Source organism: Eudoraea chungangensis, assembly GCF_029360665.1.
Lineage (GTDB): Bacteria > Bacteroidota > Bacteroidia > Flavobacteriales > Flavobacteriaceae > Eudoraea > Eudoraea chungangensis.
The window spans coordinates 332,578-351,740 of record NZ_JARDUB010000002.1 but is presented as its reverse complement, the minus strand read 5'-3'; the positions used below and the strand labels follow the sequence as shown (position 1 = coordinate 351,740).

Annotated in this window: 15 protein-coding genes and 2 tRNA genes; 9 read left to right on the top strand and 8 right to left on the bottom strand. The window is 37.4% G+C overall.

What is annotated here, in order from left to right; all coding sequences use genetic code 11:
• Positions 1-90: 90 nt before the first annotated feature.
• Together PXG98_RS06150 and sppA are read right to left on the bottom strand one after the other, a co-directional pair.
• Complete coding sequence (locus PXG98_RS06150) at positions 91-807, bottom strand: queuosine precursor transporter (protein ID WP_276389623.1); 717 nt, start codon at positions 805-807, stop codon at positions 91-93.
• Positions 808-811: 4 nt separating this feature from the next.
• Positions 812-2,569, bottom strand: coding sequence for a signal peptide peptidase SppA (gene sppA / locus PXG98_RS06145; RefSeq protein WP_276389621.1), 1,758 nt, complete (start codon positions 2,567-2,569; stop codon positions 812-814).
• A gap of 142 nt (positions 2,570-2,711) precedes the next feature.
• Here sppA and folK point away from each other — a divergent pair, with 142 nt between their 5' ends.
• Positions 2,712-3,851 carry a 2-amino-4-hydroxy-6-hydroxymethyldihydropteridine diphosphokinase gene (folK, locus tag PXG98_RS06140; RefSeq protein WP_276389620.1) on the top strand — a complete coding sequence of 380 codons (1,140 nt, stop codon included), beginning with the start codon at positions 2,712-2,714 and terminating at the stop codon, positions 3,849-3,851.
• 201 nt (positions 3,852-4,052) lie between these two features.
• On the opposite strand, the gene PXG98_RS06135 is transcribed toward folK, so the two are convergent.
• Positions 4,053-4,586, bottom strand: coding sequence for an RNA methyltransferase (locus PXG98_RS06135; protein WP_276389618.1), 534 nt, complete (start codon positions 4,584-4,586; stop codon positions 4,053-4,055).
• A 208-nt stretch (positions 4,587-4,794) separates the two neighbouring features.
• Between PXG98_RS06135 and mutS the strand changes: the two genes are divergently transcribed.
• The 3 genes from mutS to PXG98_RS06120 all read left to right on the top strand — a co-directional run bounded on the left by mutS (position 4,795) and on the right by PXG98_RS06120 (position 7,753).
• Positions 4,795-7,374 (top strand): DNA mismatch repair protein MutS, encoded by a 2,580-nt coding sequence (gene mutS, locus PXG98_RS06130; RefSeq protein WP_276389833.1) that lies wholly within the window; start codon positions 4,795-4,797, stop codon positions 7,372-7,374.
• 167 nt (positions 7,375-7,541) lie between these two features.
• Positions 7,542-7,614 (top strand) — tRNA-Gly (locus tag PXG98_RS06125).
• Between the two features lie 54 nt (positions 7,615-7,668).
• A tRNA-Leu gene (locus PXG98_RS06120) sits at positions 7,669-7,753 on the top strand.
• 320 nt (positions 7,754-8,073) lie between these two features.
• On the opposite strand, the gene PXG98_RS06115 is transcribed toward PXG98_RS06120, so the two are convergent.
• Both PXG98_RS06115 and PXG98_RS06110 read right to left on the bottom strand, forming a co-directional pair.
• On the bottom strand, positions 8,074-8,736 hold the full coding sequence (locus PXG98_RS06115) for a CPBP family intramembrane glutamic endopeptidase (protein ID WP_276389617.1): 663 nt from the start codon (positions 8,734-8,736) through the stop codon (positions 8,074-8,076).
• 125 nt (positions 8,737-8,861) lie between these two features.
• Positions 8,862-9,698, bottom strand: coding sequence for a LytR/AlgR family response regulator transcription factor (locus PXG98_RS06110; protein WP_276389616.1), 837 nt, complete (start codon positions 9,696-9,698; stop codon positions 8,862-8,864).
• Positions 9,699-9,927: 229 nt separating this feature from the next.
• On the opposite strand from PXG98_RS06110, the gene PXG98_RS06105 reads away from it, so the two are divergent.
• Complete coding sequence (locus tag PXG98_RS06105; protein ID WP_276389615.1) at positions 9,928-11,469, top strand: alpha/beta hydrolase-fold protein; 1,542 nt, start codon at positions 9,928-9,930, stop codon at positions 11,467-11,469.
• A gap of 130 nt (positions 11,470-11,599) precedes the next feature.
• Here PXG98_RS06105 and PXG98_RS06100 read toward each other — a convergent pair whose 3' ends face one another.
• Positions 11,600-11,935, bottom strand: a complete 336-nt coding sequence (locus PXG98_RS06100) for a hypothetical protein (RefSeq protein ID WP_276389613.1) — start codon at positions 11,933-11,935, stop codon at positions 11,600-11,602.
• A gap of 347 nt (positions 11,936-12,282) precedes the next feature.
• On the opposite strand from PXG98_RS06100, the gene PXG98_RS06095 reads away from it, so the two are divergent.
• Both PXG98_RS06095 and PXG98_RS06090 read left to right on the top strand, forming a co-directional pair.
• A complete protein-coding gene (locus PXG98_RS06095) occupies positions 12,283-12,753 on the top strand; it encodes a DinB family protein (protein ID WP_276389612.1) in 471 nt (156 codons plus the stop codon).
• 114 nt (positions 12,754-12,867) lie between these two features.
• Positions 12,868-13,785 carry a DUF5996 family protein gene (locus PXG98_RS06090; RefSeq protein WP_276389611.1) on the top strand — a complete coding sequence of 306 codons (918 nt, stop codon included), beginning with the start codon at positions 12,868-12,870 and terminating at the stop codon, positions 13,783-13,785.
• Between the two features lie 97 nt (positions 13,786-13,882).
• On the opposite strand, the gene PXG98_RS06085 is transcribed toward PXG98_RS06090, so the two are convergent.
• On the bottom strand, positions 13,883-14,584 hold the full coding sequence (locus tag PXG98_RS06085; RefSeq protein WP_276389610.1) for a hypothetical protein: 702 nt from the start codon (positions 14,582-14,584) through the stop codon (positions 13,883-13,885).
• A gap of 123 nt (positions 14,585-14,707) precedes the next feature.
• On the opposite strand from PXG98_RS06085, the gene PXG98_RS06080 reads away from it, so the two are divergent.
• Together PXG98_RS06080 and PXG98_RS06075 are read left to right on the top strand one after the other, a co-directional pair.
• Positions 14,708-15,238, top strand: coding sequence for a DUF1572 family protein (locus PXG98_RS06080; RefSeq protein ID WP_276389609.1), 531 nt, complete (start codon positions 14,708-14,710; stop codon positions 15,236-15,238).
• A 103-nt stretch (positions 15,239-15,341) separates the two neighbouring features.
• Positions 15,342-16,568, top strand: coding sequence for a glycoside hydrolase family 117 protein (locus tag PXG98_RS06075; protein ID WP_276389607.1), 1,227 nt, complete (start codon positions 15,342-15,344; stop codon positions 16,566-16,568).
• Between the two features lie 64 nt (positions 16,569-16,632).
• Here the strand turns inward: PXG98_RS06075 and PXG98_RS06070 are convergent, their stop codons facing one another.
• Positions 16,633-19,011 carry an arylsulfatase gene (locus tag PXG98_RS06070; protein WP_276389605.1) on the bottom strand — a complete coding sequence of 793 codons (2,379 nt, stop codon included), beginning with the start codon at positions 19,009-19,011 and terminating at the stop codon, positions 16,633-16,635.
• Positions 19,012-19,163 lie beyond the last annotated feature (152 nt).

Here is a 19,163-nt window from a genome sequence, read left to right as displayed (position 1 = left end):
CTAAAAAAAAGAAGTATTAGTATACCTTTTATCGAAAACAAAAAAGTGAGTAAGCAAAGGATTTTGCCAAGATTATGTAACAGTTTAGTCTTAGGCCTCGGCATCTAAGTTTATTTCTTCCCCAACTGCCAAATTAAACTGCTTTCTAAATAGATATACGAAAAGGTAGAGAAAGGGGGTGTCCAGAAAGGCGATTAGGATTTTAAAAAGAACTCCACTAATAACCAAACCCTTAAATAAGTTCCAGGGCAGAACACCAAAAACACATAGAAGGCCAACCACAGTTGTGGTATCAATTATCTGAGATAAAAAGGTAGAAAAATTATTCCGCAGCCATAAATACCTGCCTTTTGTAAGCCTTTTCCAAAAATGGTAAATCGCTATATCCACATATTGAGCACAAAGATAGGCCAGCATAGATGCCAGCACCGCTAATGGAGAAAGTGCAAAGACCTTGCTAAACACCTGATCATCTACCGGAGAGGCATTAATTGCCGGGACATAATCAGCGACTAAAATAATTCCCATGGAAAAAAAGGAGGCAAAAATGCCTGTAGTTACGATTTGATTGGCTTTTTTTCTTCCAAAGATCTCAGATATTAAATCTGTAATTAAAAAAGTAATTGGATAAGGAAGTATTCCCACAGAGATCTCAAATAGAGAAGCTCCAAAAACACTTAACTCTCCAAAAGGTTTCCAATAAAAGAATTTTTGAAATATTAAATTGGAAACTACTAGAGAAGTTATAAAGAGAGCTCCTAAATAGATATAAATGCGGTATGCCTTTTTCCTATCGCGAGTTGTCATTAACTTACTTTATTGTTAGGCTAAAAGGCAGGCGAGCCTGAACACCTTTCTGATTCATTACTTCCCTAAATTCTTTAAATAAAGTGAAAAGCTCTGGACCTAACTGTTTTTTTGCCCATTCTTCTTTGGCTTTTAAACTTGCTCCTTCCATATCTTCCATTAGTCGTTCAAAGCTCGACTTATACTTTGGATATTTCTTTAAGGAATAGGTTTTTAGTTCGGCAAGCTCGGAAGCCGCCGTTATTGCATCTTCTAAGCCGCCTAACTCATCTATCAGGCCATTCTCTTTAGCATCTGCCCCACTCCAAACCCTGCCTTGCGCCAAACTATCTACTTCCGAAATACTAAGATCCCGCCCTGCACTTACTCTTTCAAGGAAAATTTGATAAGCTTCTTCAACACTTTCAGTAAAAACTGTCCTAAAATCTTCACTCATTGGTTCAAAAAGAGAATAATCGATCGATTTGGCATTGGTACCAACCTGTTCTGAATTTATTCCTATATTATCGGCTAATCCACTCATATTAGGAATGGTGCCAAAAACACCTATCGAGCCTGTAATTGTTGTTGGTTCTGCAAAAATCTTATTGGCCCCTGCGGCAATATAATACCCGGCAGAGGTTGCCATATTACCCATAGAAACTACCAAAGGTTTCTCTTTCTTTGCAAGTTCTAACTCTCTCCAAATAATATCTGCAACTATAGGACTCCCTCCGGGAGAATCTACTCTTAGAACAATAGCTTTAACGGTTTTGTCCTCTTTTGCCTTCCTTATAGCTTTCACCATTACCCCCTGCCCTATTACATCAGGACTTCCTTCTCCGTACAGGATCTGTCCTCGTGCAAAAATAACAGCTACCTTGTCCTTTCCCTTTCTGAGCCTTTTAGTATTTGATATTCTGGTATATTTTAAAAGGCCCATCGTATTCAATTCCTTGGATTGATCAAGCTCCATCCTGCGTTTTAATTTACCTTCATATTCGTCGTAATGCACAAGCCCGTCAACTAAACCAGAGAGTTTGGCAAATTTAGGACTTCTTCCACCAAGAGTATCTGCGACAACATTTAATTCTTCTATACTAAGATCTCTAGAATAACTGATGTCGTTTATCATTTCTTTCCAAAAAGATTCCAAAAGAGCAGTAATCTGTTGTCTGTTCTCTTCGCTCATCTCATCCGCTAGAAAAGGTTCAACCGCGCTTTTGTACTTGCCATGTCTTATGACTTCCATTTTAACACCGCTTTTCTCTTGCAAGCTTTTAAAAAAGAGTACTTCGGCAGAAAGGCCCTTAAAGTCTAAAGCCCCCACCGGATTTAAAAAAATACTGTCGGCCACACTTGCCAAATAATAATCTTTTTGAGCATAATAGTCGGCATAGGCATAAATAAACTTGCCACTTTCCTTAAAATCTTGAAGAGCCTTTCGTATAGCCTGAACAGAAGATAAACCTGTGGACAGAAAATTATTGGTTATGCTAATTCCTTTTATATTAGGGTCCTCTTTTGCCACACTTATTGCATCTAATATGTCATTTAGACCCTGCGATCTTTCCAAAAACAAGCTAAAAGGATCAGATTGATCTGTACTGTTATAGTCTACAATGGGATATTTTATATGCAATTCTAATACAGAATCTTTTTTCACAACTACGGCCTCTTGGGTATTGAGAAGGCTTACTAAAAGAATAAACATAAAAAACAATATCCCCATAGCCACCAAGGTTCCAAGGATAGCCGCCAAAAAATTTCGCAAAAAATTCATAGTCCTGTTTATTTCTTGAACGCAAATATAACTAAAGTAGCTTTCTTCCAAGGAAGATATTGGTTCCAGTTCCCAACTGGAGTTCCAGTACTTTTGAAAAATCAAATAAATCTGCTTTTCTTTTGCTTACTTTGTCTTTTGTATGGCATTATCAAAAACAATTATTTTATCCTTAGGCAGCAATCTTGGAGTACGGTATTACAACATCCAGAAGGCTATCTTTTTATTAAATGATAGCCTTGGTCCTATTCTTAAAACCTCCAAATTATATAGGAGTCCGGCTTGGGGTTTCGAAGGAGAAGAGTTTTTAAATGCCTGTGTTTCTTTAGAAACAAATAAAAGTCCACTAGAAGTTTTAGAGGTAGTCCTAGGTCTGGAAATACAGATGGGGCGTTCACGAAAATTGACAAATACCTATGAGTCTCGTAATATTGATATTGATTTACTGTACTACGACTCCCTTGTGCTTCAATCAGAGAAGCTAAATATCCCCCACCCACAACTTCAATTTAGAAAATTTGTTCTGAAGCCTTTGGCAGATATTGCGCCGCAATTCTATCATCCTATCTTGAAAAAAGATAGTCGAAATCTTTTGCAGGAATCTAAAGACGTCTCCGTTTTACTGCCCTTCCATAAGCCATTATACAAGAATCTTAAGGAGTTGTTTACAGCCTATCATTTCATAACTATAGAGGGCAATATTGGTGCAGGAAAGACGTCGTTAGCAAGCAAAATGGCAACAGATTTTAATGCCAAATTGGTTTTAGAACGGTTTGCAGACAATCCTTTTCTTCCTAAGTTCTATAAAGATCAACAGCGGTATGCCTTTCCATTGGAAATGTCTTTTCTAGCAGATAGATATCAGCAGTTTGTGGAAGACACCAAGCAGCTAGATCTCTTTAAGAGCTTTATGATTAGCGATTACGATATCAACAAGTCGCTCATTTTTGCGAATGTAACCTTGTCTAAAGAGGAATACAGCTTGTACCGCAAGTTATTTTCCCTTATGTACAAAGACGTTATAGCTCCACAGGTATATATCTACCTTTATCAAAATCCTTTGCGATTACTTGAAAATATAGCTAAGCGAGGCAGGTCTTACGAATCTGAAATTACAGCTGATTATTTAGAAAAAATCAATAGAGGATATCTAGACTTTTTAAAAACTTATCCTGCAGACCAACAGCTTATTCTTGATATTTCTGAATTGAATTTTATAGAAAACCATCAGGACTATCTATATGTTTTAGATCGAATTACTTACCAGATACTCAGCAGATAAACCCTTTTTTTAGGGGTTTAGGAAGGATTTTAGAGCAGATTCAATCTCATAAAATGCGGCAATTTCTTGCATAATAAAAAAGGAATTGCTTAATTGCACCCATCAATTTGAGAAACTAACTAACTCAAACTATATAGGAAAGACCTCCGCTATACGCAGGGGTTTTTTCGTTTTATAAGGTCTGTAAATCCCAGAACAGTCCTATTCTCCTCCTTTCAGTTTAGAGAAAAAATCCCAAAGTACTACTCCCGTACTCACAGAAATATTCAGCGAATGCTTGGTTCCATATTGAGGAATTTCGATAACCCCATGGCATTGGTTTATTACTTCTTGAGCAACTCCTTTTACCTCATTTCCAAAGACCAGAACATAAGATTTATCTGCAAGTGGTTTAAAATCATTTAGAAATATAGACTGCTTCGTTTGTTCTACGGCAAAACACTGATGGTCTTTTTTTAGTTCTAATAATAATTCCTGGGCATTGGGGTGATAGGACCAAGAGACACTTTCAGTAGCGCCAAGGGCAGTTTTATGAATGTCTTTATGGGGAGGGCAAGCGGTAATGCCGCATAAGTATATCTTCTCAATCAAAAAAGCATCTGCTGTTCTAAAAACAGACCCGATATTATTTAGACTTCTAACATCATCCAGAACCACTATTAGCGGTGTTTTAATTGCCGCCTTAAAACTGGCAACCTCTAGCCTGTCTAATTCACTATTTAAAAGTTTACGCATAACGATAATTAAAGTATAATACCAGTTCTAAGGTAATTTCCGCTTGTTAACACCCTAGATATCTAAGGCGAAGTTATCCCAAAATATTAACAACTAGGAAGAAACCAGAGGAAAAATAGTATTTTCGTTTTACTACATTTCAGTGGTCTAATCTAGAAAAATAAACAGTTTGTCTTCATCCAAAAAAGTTAAGAAGGTAACGCCTTTAATGCGACAATACCAGAGTATAAAAACCAAGTACCCTGATGCGCTACTGCTATTTAGAGTGGGGGATTTTTATGAGACCTTTGGGCAAGATGCTGTGAAGGCGGCGGGTATATTGGGGATTATTCTTACTCATAGAAATAACGGAGGAGATAAGACAGAGTTGGCAGGGTTTCCCCACCATTCCCTGCCAACCTACTTGCCAAAACTTGTAAAAGCAGGGCAAAGAGTTGCGATTTGCGATCAGTTAGAAGATCCCAAATTAACGAAGAGTATCGTAAAAAGGGGGGTTACAGAATTGGTAACTCCCGGTGTTGCCTTAAACGATGACATACTGCATGCCAAAGCCAACAACTTTCTAGCCGCCATACATTTCGGAAATCGTCTTATGGGGGTGTCCTTCCTGGATATTTCTACTGGAGAATTTATGACCTCCGAAGGGAATTTTGAACAAATAGACAAATTGTTACAGAATTTCAATCCTAACGAGCTATTAGTTTCCAGAGTTCATAAAAAAGAATTTCTGGAGTTATTTGGTAACCGCTTCCACCATTTTTTTATGGAAGACTGGGTATTTCAGGAAGACTATGCAAACGAAACACTTACCTCTCACTTTAAGACTTCATCTTTAAAAGGGTTTGGTATTACCCATTTAAAGCACGGCATTATCGCCTCGGGAGTAGTTTTGCATTATTTATCGGAAACACGCCATAACCAATTAGGACATATCAGTTCTTTACAAAGGGTAGCAGAAGAAGAATATATTTGGATGGATCGGTTTACCAGTAGAAATCTAGAGCTATACCAGCAGGATGAAAATTCTATATCTCTCTTGCAGGTAATAGATAAAACCCTTTCTCCTATGGGGTCTCGAAAGTTAAAAAGATGGCTTGCTCTCCCCTTAAAAAACATGGAGAAAATAAGAAACAGGCATAAAATAATTGCACATCTTTTTGATTCTGAGACCAGCTTGTCCAAATTGCAAAACGCCATCAGACAAATGTCGGATATTGAAAGGCTTATTTCCAAAGTAGCTACTGGCAAAGTTTGTCCTAGAGAAACTATACACTTAAAAAACTCTTTAGAAGTAATGGTGCCCATAAGACAGATCTTATTGGGTAGTAATTTTAAAGTTTTGGAGGAGTTAGGGAATAAGATTAATCCCTGTGAGGAATTACGAAATAGAATAAAAGAAATGTTGCAGGAAGAAGCTCCGGCAAACATTTTAAAAGGCAACGTTATTGCTGCTGGCTATTCCGAAGAACTAGACGAGCTAAAAACTTTGGCACACAACGGAAAAGATCATTTGGCTAAAATGCTAGATAGAGAAACAGAGCGTACCGGAATTACCTCTCTTAAGATTTCTTCCAATAATGTTTTTGGTTATTATATTGAAGTGAGAAATGCCCATAAAGACAAAGTACCAGCAGAATGGATTAGAAAACAGACTTTAGTAAATGCCGAACGCTATATTACGGAAGAGCTAAAAGAATATGAAACTAAGATTTTAGGTGCTGAAGAAAGAATTCTGCATTTAGAGCAGCAACTTTTTTCACAGCTCGTGGTTTGGTTACAAGAGTATATAGAACCAGTACAAGAAAATGCCCGTATAGCGGCAGAATTAGACTGTTTATGTGGTTTTGCCCAATTGGCAAAAGAGAACAATTATGTTCAGCCCGTCTTAAGTGATAGTACAGAACTTTTTATAAAAAATGGAAGGCATCCGGTGATAGAAAAGAACCTGCCTTTAGGAGAGGCCTATATTGCAAATGACCTTTTGTTAAATCGGGAAAACCAACAAATTATAATGATTACTGGCCCAAATATGAGTGGTAAGTCGGCCATTTTAAGACAGACTGCTCTAATCGTCATTCTGGCACAAATGGGTAGTTTCGTTCCGGCGGAGGAGGCCAGAATTGGTTTGGTAGATAAAATATTTACCCGTGTAGGCGCTAGTGACAATATTTCCATGGGAGAATCCACTTTTATGGTAGAAATGAATGAGACGGCCTCGATTCTTAATAATCTATCCGAGAGAAGCTTGGTTTTATTAGACGAAATTGGGAGGGGTACAAGCACCTATGACGGTATTTCAATTGCTTGGGCTATTTCAGAATACCTGCACGAGCATCCGGCAAAAGCCAAAACACTATTCGCCACACATTATCATGAACTAAATGAAATGGCAAATACCTTTGACAGGATAAAGAATTTTAATGTATCCATAAAAGAGGTAAAAGACAATGTGTTATTCCTGCGAAAACTAGTGCCTGGTGGAAGTGAACACAGTTTTGGTATTCATGTAGCCAAAATGGCGGGTATGCCGGGACAGGTTATTAAAAAAGCTGAAAAAATCCTGAAAAAGTTAGAGAAATCCCACTCCAGTGAAGAACTTACGGAAAAGCTACAGACCATCCCCAACGATTTACAACTTAGTTTCTTTAACTTAGACGACCCTTTGTTAGAACAAATAAAAGAAGAAATACAATACTTAGATATAAATACACTCACACCAGTAGAGGCATTAATGAAATTGAACGAGATAAAAAGGATGCTCTCTAAAAGTAAAAAAGCCACTTCTTAACTACGCTCTTTGAATGGTTCAAACTAAGCAGTATCTAATTAAATGATCCCAATATTGGTCTTGTAATTATAACATGGTATTTTTAATAGAAAGTTCTTTGCGTTTTATATAATTGTATTAAATTTGCCTCCTCGTCTGTGAGAAGAGGCGACGTTCTTAAGAGAATTGCGAAAATAGCTCAGCTGGTAGAGCGCCACCTTGCCAAGGTGGAGGTCGCGGGTTCGAATCCCGTTTTTCGCTCGGAAGACATTTAAAATTTAATGTTTTTCATGTTCTGTCGGAAAGACAGCACAGGCTCGAGTGGTGGAATTGGTAGACACGTTGGACTTAAAATCCAATGGCCATTATGGCCGTGCGGGTTCAAGTCCCGCCTCGAGTACTTATAGATAAAAACCAGTGCAAATGCACTGGTTTTTTATTTTTGAATAATTTGTAAAACTTGTTTGCGTATAGAAATGAGAAAACAAAAATTATAGCCTATGGCTTTAGTTTTAATCTTCAACAAGTTCGGGCGGGACCCGCGAGTCGTTACGATGAGCAATTCCCGCCTCGAGTACTTAAAAAACCTTTTAATCATATGATTTTTAGGGTTTTAAATTGTTAATAGTAACACTACAGTAACATCACTATCTTTTTCCTAAAACTAGATAAAAGTTAAAATCACAAATACCATTACTCAATAGCTTGGTTCTGGTTTTATTACGCCAAACCATAGTAGAAACTGAGTAGACCCAGGGTATTAAAAAAACCATGTACCATAACATTAAACCATAAGTCATATTTACGCAGATAGAATATAAGGGATAATAATGCTCCGGTAGACCCAGCAACAATTTGTCCGGTAATTCCCTGTTGCATATGCATATAGCCAAAAAAACTGGAAAAGATTAAAATATTAATCAGAAGACTAATTTTGCTTTCTCCAAAGAATTTTACAAACTGTCGCATAAAATATCCCCGAAAAATAATTTCTTCGCCGAAGGCAGCGGTAATCCACACTATTAATACCCAGCTAATTGTAGTTAGAAGATTCCCCTTTAATTGACCCATACTGGAATAATCAATTGGAACGCCGGTAAGCATCTCGATTCCGGGAACTATGACAAAGACGTAAAAAACAAACAGGCCAAATGCAACCAAAGGAGCAAAGACAAATATGTTTTTTACAGTAAACCTATTTCGATAAAACCCAAGTGCGGAAAAGGGCTTTCCTTTGTATTCTATATAATTAGCAATTATTATTATTATCGAGATAATAATATTTTCAAAAATGGTTCTGGTGACCGGACCAAAGTACATGAAACAAATAATTACTAGGGTAATTAACGGAAGTGCGTTTTGTTTTAAACTGAGGTTATTCATTATTTTTTGGTTTTAAATTCAAAACTAAATAAGGACTAAGATCCCTGAAAAACCCTTTAAATAATGATGTTTTTACTGAATGGTACTAAATTTATAACTGAATAGTAGATCGTTAGAATTCTCCCTTATTGAAACCAATTCATAAACGCTTTTCGCTTATAACGACTTATCTTGATTTTAGCTATTGCATCATTTTCAATATCCACTTTTAAGCGAATACGTAGTTTGCCATTTTCAATCTTTTCAACTTGGTCAACGGCATCTTTATGAATTATAAATTGTCGGTTGGCTCTAAAAAATAATTGATCGTTTATTTTTTCCTCTAGCTCGTTTAATGTAAAATTGGTTGTAATGGAGGTGCCATCATTTTGAACCGTATATACCACCTTGTTTTCGCTATAAAAACAAGCTATGTTTTCATAGGTAAGTTTTGTAGTTTTCGCTGCGGTTTCAATTCTAATTTCAGCATCTTTTAAGGACAACCTATATAAAATGTATATATCCTGGGCATAGGCCAAACTAATTAGAACTAAACTTAGTAATAAAGTAATTATTAATCCTGTCAACAAATAATAAAACTGTGTTTCCCCTCCTGCAATTTTATTTAATACAATTCCTAGTGGAACATATATTAGGGTTATATAAGCTAGAGTCGAGATCATATACCAGGAGATAGAGGCGACTTCTACCTTTTTAGAGAAATACTTTTTTCGGTAGTATCTAAAATTAAATTCTGCTATGATTCCTATAAGGATACATAAAACTATGGTAGACAAAAAACCTTCCATGGGAAATCTATAGGATTTACCATTTGGAAAACTCTCTGGCGAAGCTAAATGATTAACAACTAATGAGAATATCGTAAATAGAATTAATTTTTTCAACAACCGCCATACAGAACTGCGCTCAATAAAAGACCCCTTTCCTATTACAATTTTCTTGATTGATTCTTTATTGTTCATAAATTTTAGTGGCAGCTATTTTGGCTTCAAAAATAAATAAATACTCCATAAAATTTTTCTCGAAGACACGGCATTTGTTTTGACAATCTCCCTATTGGTCTTAAACGGCTTTACGTTTTAGTACAAAACTGTATAAATCGAGTCGCCGGCATCCAATCCGCAGCTACTTTGAACCATTGAAATTATTATTAGTATTTTAACCGTTCCTAAGCTTTTAAACGCACCACTAATGAAATACAACTTATTTGCAATTGCATTATTCCTAACGGTAACCCATATTAATTCTCAAACAGCATCTTTCCCATTTTCCGTAAAAGTTAATGTAAACGATGCTTTAAAAGAGAATTTTAAGGAAAACGGTAGATTCTATCTTTTCCTTTCTACAAACCCAAATGACGAACCTCGTACACAAACCTGGCCAAGTCCAACCAATAAGACCTATATTTTTGCGAAAAATATCAGCGCCTTTAATCCTAAAAAAACGCTAGATGTAAAACATGCTAAAGATTGGATCAGTACTGTAGATTGGACTTTAGATGAAGTCCCTGCCGGAGAATATTATGTGCAAATCTTATGGGATCAGGATTTTGACGAATCTAGAATAGACGCTCCTGGAAATCTATATAGTGAAACGCAAAAGATTATCATGGAACAAGCCATGGAAATAGATTTAACCCTAAGTAATTCTATTGGGCAAAGGAATATCATAGAACACAACTTGGCTAAGGAAGTGGATATGAAAAGTGAAGTTCTCTCGGCTTGGTGGAAAAAACCTATTCATTTAAAAGCCTCTGTTTTACTGCCACATAACTATGACAGTAAGAAGGAATATCCTATCCGATACAATGTTGCAGGCTATGGCGGCAGATACACCAGAATAAACTATATGCTTGGCAGTGAAAATTTTATGAAATGGTGGAATTCGTCCGAAGCACCGCAAATAATTACGGTATTCCTGGATGGTGAAGGCCCATTCGGAGACTCCTATCAAATGGATTCTGAAAATAGCGGTCCTTATGGGGAGGCTCTCATTACAGAGTTTATTCCCTTTATTGAGTCTAAGTACAGAGGTACAAACGATGCTACAATGCGCTTTGTGGATGGTTGTTCTACAGGAGGTTGGGTTTCCCTTGGGCTGCAACTATACTATCCAGACACTTTTAACGGAGTATATTCATATAGCCCGGATGCGGTAGAATTTGAAAACTATCAATTGATAAATATTTACAAAGACGAAAATGCTTATGTAAACGAATATGGGTATAAGAGGCCGGTTATGCGATCTACAATGGGAGAACCAATGTTAAGCCTCCAAGAGTTTATTCAGTACGAAAACGTGCTGGGATCTTCCAATACCTATCTGAATTCAGGTGGCCAATTTAGTGCGCATACCGCCCTATATAGTCCAAAAGGAAGCAATGGCCTACCTCAGCCACTAATAGACCCAACAACCGGAGTTATTGATTCTGTAGTCGCAAAACATTGGAAAAAATACGATTTCAAAATTCACGCCAAGGAGAACTGGGAAGAATTAGGCCCAAAAATACAAGGGAAGATTTATATCTGGATGGGTGACATGGATCACTTTTATTTAAATCCTGCAACACGTGCGTTTGCAGATTTTTTGGAAGAAACACAAAACCCTCAGTCTGATGCTGAAATTGTTTTTTCCCCTATGGAAGGTCATTGTTCGCAGTATTCGCATAAGGTAGTTCTAGAAAAGATTCAGAAACGTGTAACGCAGTTAAAAACCGGCAATACGGTTAAATAAATCCTTGTTGTTGTTAGATGTATCTTTTGAACATGACTGTTTTTTACCATTAGATTTTATTATATTGGTTTATAAGTACATAAAAAAATCCTGAATTACTTCAGGATTTTTATCTTTCTGCCTAATTTTATTATCCTTTTACACGCACTGGTACCTTAAACATTTTTCCTTCTTTAAAAGTGGAAACCTGCACTTTTTGGTAATTTAAGCGCCCTTTGACAAAGGAATCCAAGACTGTATCCTCTGTTTTGACGGATATCACTACCAATTCATGGTCCCTGTTTAGAGTAAATAGCACTTCTGCGGTTAAGTCGGCCTCCTTAATTACAAAAGTATTTTTCTCTAATAACTTCCCTATCTGTGTAGAAAGATCGGTTTTGGGGTCCGTGCTACGGGATTCTAGGGCAAATAAACTGCGAGCACCCAGCATAGCGGCGATAACTAAGGTTAAGCTTACTTTTCTCATGATGTTGTTTGTTTAATGATTGATGAATATTTATTGATTAATTGTACTTTGTAAAGACTCCTGATGAGAGCCGATTATTAGGGATTGTTGTTATTCTACCTCTTGGTGCTATATTTAATTTCACTTCAAAATTATGCCTTTGTACATGTAAAATGGGTGCGAAATAAGAGAAGTAATAGTTATTTAATATGGATAACATCCACCTAACCTAGGCACTACAATATGGTAACCCCAAGGAAAGTGATTCCCAAAATTATCTTTTTAGTATCTTAGCTTGAAGTGCTTCTTCAACCCTAGTATATCCAATTTAAAAGAGTCTACTACTTAAAACTTAATGAGCAATTACCATGGAGAATTCAAAACAACTTTCACAACGCTTTAGGGATGTTATATTAGAAGGTAAATGGATAGCCAATACGAACTATAAAGATCAATTATCCGGGCTAAGTTGGGAGCAGGCAAATAAAAAAATAGGTTCGCTAAATTCAATTGCCCTTCTTACTTTTCACATCAATTATTACATAAAAGGAGTTCTTAATGTATTTGATGGGGGTGGACTTGAAATCCGAGATAAATATAGTTTTGACCTCCCTCCTATCACCTGCGCGGAACAATGGCATAGTCTTAGAAATGAACTCTTTAAAAATGCCGAGAAATTTTCTGATTACCTGGCACTACTTCCAGACAGCCGTTTAGAAGAAAAATTTGTTGAAGAAAAATATGGTTCTTATCGCAGAAATCTGGAGGGAATGATAGAGCACAGCTATTATCATTTAGGTCAAATAGTCTTACTTAAGAAAATGCTGTCTGACACATAGTAGGGCTTTCAGAAGTATCTAACTCCTAAGTCTTGGGCAGATGTAGTTCCTACTTCCAGAGTTTCTATAATTCCAATATTTTGAACTATCTTGAGGAAGGCAAAAATGGAAAACATGAAACTACCTTATCTTCCGTATAACGACTGGCAGGAAACAAGAATCACCCTTCATCTGATCTTTCAAATAATTGGTAAAATAAGACTCGCTTCCACCCCACGAAAAAACCACTGGTGGTATATTACGGAATATGTAAGTCCACTTGGTTTTACTACAGGAACTATTCCTCTTACAGACGGGTTTAGCTCTTTCGAAATAATCCTAAACATTCATAAAAAAGCTATTCAACTTATACATAGCAACGGTGAAATAGAATCTCTCCCTTTAGAAAATGGTTATGCCATTGGCACTTTTTATGCAGATATTTTGGATGTTTTAAAGCGGTGGGAATTACATCCAAAATTTGTTGAGAAACCTATGGACATGGGTATTGACAAACCTTTCGTAGAAATTACAGAATACCACCATTACCATTGGGATGCCATATACCAATTTTGGCAAATGATGTCATGGGTCGATTCTGTATTTAAAGAATTTAGTGGGCGTTTTTACGGCAAAACATGTCCGGTACACCTTTACTGGCACCATATGGATTTAGCTGTAACCAGATTTTCTGGTAAAATGGCTCCCCCAATGGATTCTAATGCAAGAATTTCCGATAAAGATGCCTACTCCCATGAAGTTATAAGTTTTGGTTTCTGGATAGGAGATGAAAACCTTCCCGAACCAGCCTTTTATTCCTATACCGCACCGTCTCCGCCAGGCCTTGAAAATGAGGCGATTTTACCAAAAGAGGCTTTTTGGATGGATGCCAATGGTAGTCCGATGGCCATTCTCAAATACAAAGACCTTCTTACTTCCCCTAGCCCGAGAAGCATCCTTTTAGATTTTCTGGAGAGCACCTATCAGGCTGGGGCGAAAAAAGCCGGATGGGATATAGAATTTCTTACTGTAATTCCTTTGGATAACTTATAGGATGATAAGGAGGAACAAAACAAAAACCGACGAACAATTACCGTCGGTTTAAGTTGTAATTATATCTATATTTTCTCTTCTTTCTCTACTTTATTTCCTACCAAGCTCCTAGGAGTATTCGCATACTTGATCCAACGACTTCCACGCCACCATCATTAGCTCTAAATTCGTCCCATGCCTTTTTACGAGACTCTAGCGCCGACCCACTTAATAATGCATTAGGACCTCCCATGGCGGCTTTGATATCTTTAAACCCAATAATTACCCAACGATTAAATGTACCTGTACCTCCACCGACAATAGTGCTGCCCATATTAACCAGCACACCAGGAGGGTTGTGTTTTGAATGAAATTTGTTGTATTCTGCGTCGAAAGTTTTAGTGTCCTGTACATCCAACAAATAAATCCGTTGTGCAGGATAACGAACAGAGGTATCCCCATAAAGAGCTAGATGCCTACCCATAGACGATCCACTTCCTTCTTTGATATGCTGGTTCAGTCTAGTAAGGAACAATTGAAACTTGTCATCTCCGCTGGCATACATGTTTCCAACATCTTCCTGAGATCCTAAAAAGACAATCATGTGTGTGGCTTTACTATTTGGACTTTTAAAATGATTTTCAAAAAGTCTAACAAATACTCCCTCTGGTTTATTCTCGGAATAATAATCGTCTACCAATTTGTAAACTGCTGCCTCGTTTTGAGGTTCTACAACAAAACTATAATTGGTGTAGTACTGGTCCTGTGCTTCTACTGCAAAAGCAAGTAAAAGCAATAAGCTTAAAATAATTTTTTTCATAATGAATTGGTTTTGGTTATTAATCCTATAATATAATGATTTTTAGTGATTTATCCTTATGCTTTTGATTGTACTTTTGAGGCCTTATCTTTATATTCTCACAAAATATTTATCCTATTTTCAATGGAACATAATTATTTAAAAAGTGTCTCACAGCAGTTTCATTACTATAAATCTCTAGGGGAAAAATCCTTTAAACAATTAGAAGAAAAAGAACTCTTTTGGCGGCCAAATGAAACTTCCAATTCTTTGGGTATTTTGGTCAACCACTTATGGGGTAATATGAAATCTAGGTGGACAGATTTTCTAAGCACAGACGGTGAAAAAGAATGGCGCCAAAGAGATTTAGAATTCGAAGAGCTAATCAAATCTAAAGAAGAGCTTCTTCTAAAATGGGAAGAGGGCTGGGATTGTCTCTTTGTGGCTCTGGAACAGCTAGATAAAAACAACCTAAAATCTATTATTTATATCCGAAATGAAGCTCACAGTCCTGTTGAAGCCATAAATCGGCAACTTGCTCATTATTCCTATCATATTGGACAAATAGTATATTTAGCCAAGTTAATTAAAGAGACCTCATGGGAGAACCTAAGCATTCCTATAGGGCAATCCTCAAGTTTTAACCAAAAGAAATTTGCTAAAGGGAAGCATTAATAGCCCAATTAAAGTTTAAAGTAACTCCAATAGGATATGTAATTATCCCTTTAGTATTTTCTATATTCGAAGAACTATTACTTTAAAAACAATCTAATTTAATATGTCAAAATACATCTTTCTCAGCCTACTTAGCTTTTGTTTTCTACTAACAGCTTGCGGGGAAAAGAATAATGAGAATAAATCCATAAAAAAGACACTGCAGCCAGAAGCACCTTTAATAGATGAGGAGGAAATAGATCACCTAGGTATTACTAATAAAGACTCCCTAAGTGCTGCATCAAAAAGAGCCTTGCTTTGGCCCAAAATAGGTAATGAGTGGTTTCTTGAATTTAGTTCCTTAAAACCTTTAAAAGGAGACCTGGCCTATGAAGAAGGAGTGGTTCGCAGGGATCCAAGTGCCATAATTAAAACAAATAACCTCTACTATGTCTGGTATAGTAAGAGTGAAGGGCCTTCCCAGGGATTTGGAGGCAATATAGAAAAAGAGAAAGTCTTTCCCTGGGATAGGTGTGATATTTGGTATGCCACTTCAAAAGATGGCTGGACATGGAAAGAAGAAGGCATGGCCGTTAAACGCGGGAGAAAAGGTTCTTATGACGACAGATCGGTCTTTACGGTAGAGATTATGGTACACAAAGACAAGTATTATCTGTGTTATCAGACAGTTCAATCTCCTTATAACGTCCGAGTAAAAAATCAGGTGGGTCTTGCATGGGCAGATTCTCCGGACGGTCCATGGCATAAACTAGACAAACCGATATTAAGCCCAGCAGATAACGGTATATGGAGGGGAACATCTCAGAACCGTTTTATGGTAGAAAAAAAAGGTGATTTTGATAGTCACAAGGTTCACGACCCCTGTATATTACCTTATAAAAACAAGTTTTATCTTTATTACAAAGGGGAGCAAATGGGGGAAGAGATCACTTTTGGAGGAAGACAAATTAGACATGGTGTGGCCATTGCGGATAATCCTTTGGGACCGTATATAAAATCTCCTTACAATCCTGTCAGCAATAGTGGTCATGAAATCTGTGTCTGGCCCTATGCCGGGGGTATTGCCTCACTAATTACGACAGACGGGCCCGAAAAAAACACTCTTCAATGGGCTGCCGATGGCATAAATTTTGAAATAAAGGCGGTTATAAAAAATGCCCCTCATGCCATTGGTTTAAACAGGTCTGCACCTCAAGGCGATAGACCAACGCAAATTCTGGATTGGGGGTTAAGTCATGTATATAATACCTCCGACTATCAAAGTATCATGCGATTTTCGGCGCATCCAAAAACACGTCATATAGCAAAAGGAGTAAAAGACAAAAAGTAGTTGATAAACTATATAGAAACACAAAAAGACGCCTAAAGCGCCTTTTTATGATTAAAAAATCCCATTATTCGGGAATACTAATAGTTACTTGATTTATATATCCGGTAAACTCAGAATCTGCTACATCCTTAAACACTTTATCCGCTACCTGGGTGGCATCATCTTTTCCTACATCGGCTGTTTCATCCGCTGAAAAAACCGCTGGTTGTGTTTTATCTACACGTCCTTCGGCTACTACTTCTCCATCCACAAAAATCTTAGCAGTACCTCCCTTGCCAAGGCCATCCCCGTCATACGTAAATTCTAATTTAATCTCTGCACTATCACTCTTAATCTTAGTTTTAGATGTAATGGTATAGCTTTCTAAACCAAAATAATTATAGGTATACGCTGGTCTTCCTTTGTCCATATAAAGTGCCCAGCCACCAAACTTACCACCTTGGCATAGAATTATTCCTTTGTCGTTACCTTCTAGGTTCACATCTGCAACAATTGATTTTGAATTGTTTTTTACATTTAAAAAAGTATTCTCTAACATACCTTCCATTCCTTGGGCCAAGGTTAAAGATTTTCTATCTCCCATTAAATCAGGTCTTCCGGCAATAGCGGCATTAAACCTTTCATATAATCTGTCATCTAAGGGATATACGTTATTTTCAATGGCTTCTTTCTCAAATAAATCCTGTAACTCTTTTAGTTTCTCAGGTTCTTGATCTGCAAGGTTATTCACTAGACTAAAGTCTTCCTCTATATTGTACAATTCCCATTTTTCCTCCTGAAAGGTATTGGAGGGTTTACCAACCCATGGCACCATATGTACCACTCTTGCCAGCCAACCATTACTATAAATCGCTCTATTTCCAAACATTTCAAAGTACTGTACCGTGTGTTGGTCTGGTGCATCTTTGTCTTTCACGGCATACATCATACTGGTTCCGTCCATAGGGATTTGCTTTACCCCATTTATTGATTTAGGCTCTGGCAAATTAACCGCTTCGAGTACGGTGGAAGCCACGTCGTTAACATGATGCCATTGCGACCTAATTTCTCCTTTTGCTTCTATACCGTCAGGCCAATGCATTACCATTCCATTTCTGGTACCTCCAAAGTCGGCTGCCATTTGCTTTGTCCACTTAAACGGAGCATCTGTAGCTACCGCCCAGGCCGCACTCATATGAGGAAACGAATTAGGACCGCCCCAATCGTCTCCATGTGCCAGCATACTCTCAATAGTTTCCTCATCAAAGATTCCATTCAAATGCACTAATTCGTTGTACGTTCCTTCCAGACCTCCCTCAGCACTAGAACCATTGTCACCCATAATATAAATGAATAGGGTATTATCTAAAGCATCAACATCTTCCAAGGCCTCTACTAATCTTCCAACCTCATTGTCGGTATGTTCTGCAAAGCCCGCAAAAGTTTCAATCTGAATAGCGAACAACTCTCTTTCTTCATCCGATAAGGCCTCCCACTCTTTGATGTCTTTTGGCATAGGCGCCAGCTTAGCATTTTCTGGTATAACACCCATTTCTTTTTGACGTGCAAACGTTTCTTCTCGAAGTTTTTGCCAGCCGCTATCAAACTTACCTTTATATTTTTCTATCCATTCATCTGGTGCGTGATGTGGTGCATGGGTAGCCCCAGTTGCATAATATACCATAAAAGGTTTATTAGGCGTCATCGCTTTTTGAAACTTTACCCATTCTATTGCCTCATTGGTCATATCAGTTGTAAAATGATAGTCCGGATCATCTTTCTTACTAACCTTGGTTACCCCATCATAAATAACAGGATCCCATTGATTAGTTTCCCCTCCAATAAAGCCATAAAACTTGTCGAAACCGGAATGTGTTGGCCATCGCTTATAAGGTCCGGATACGGAGACTTCCCAGGTAGCCGTCTCGTGCCATTTTCCAAAAGCTGCAGTACTATACCCGTTTTGCCTTAGGGTTTCTGCAAAATATTTGGCATTATCTGGTCTAATTCCCTGATTTCCATAAAAACCTGTTGCTACTTCCATTACCGAACCAACATTCATATTGTGATGATTTCTTCCCGATAGAAGGGAAGCTCTTGTTGGAGAGCAAAGAGCTGTAGTGTGAAATCTATTAAATTTTAAACCATTGTCTGCAAGTTTATCAAAAGTTGGTGTATTAATTGCCCCTCCAAAGGTACTTGTGGCACCAAAACCTATATCGTCAATCAAGACAACTACAATATTAGGAGCACCTTCCGGAGCCTCTACGCTAAACACAGGTGGTTTATCAGCATCTCTTGCATCCATAATGGTAACGGGGGTGTGTGGTGGTGGTTGAATAGGCAAAACAGACCTATCCATAACATAGGAATCTGATGCATCCATACTTTCCTTCTCATTCGCTGTATTGCAACTATACAGCAGGGCAATTAGCGACATGACGCCGAGTAACTTAGTTTTCATTTTATATAATTTAAGATTGTTTGCAATAAATTTTCTGAAATGTTAAAGTACGAATAAATAGAGAAATTAGAAGTAAAAATCTCGGCGATTATTCTAGATACTACTGACGGAATAATTAGAAAATATAAAAAAATGTGTTATTTGGCTCCTAT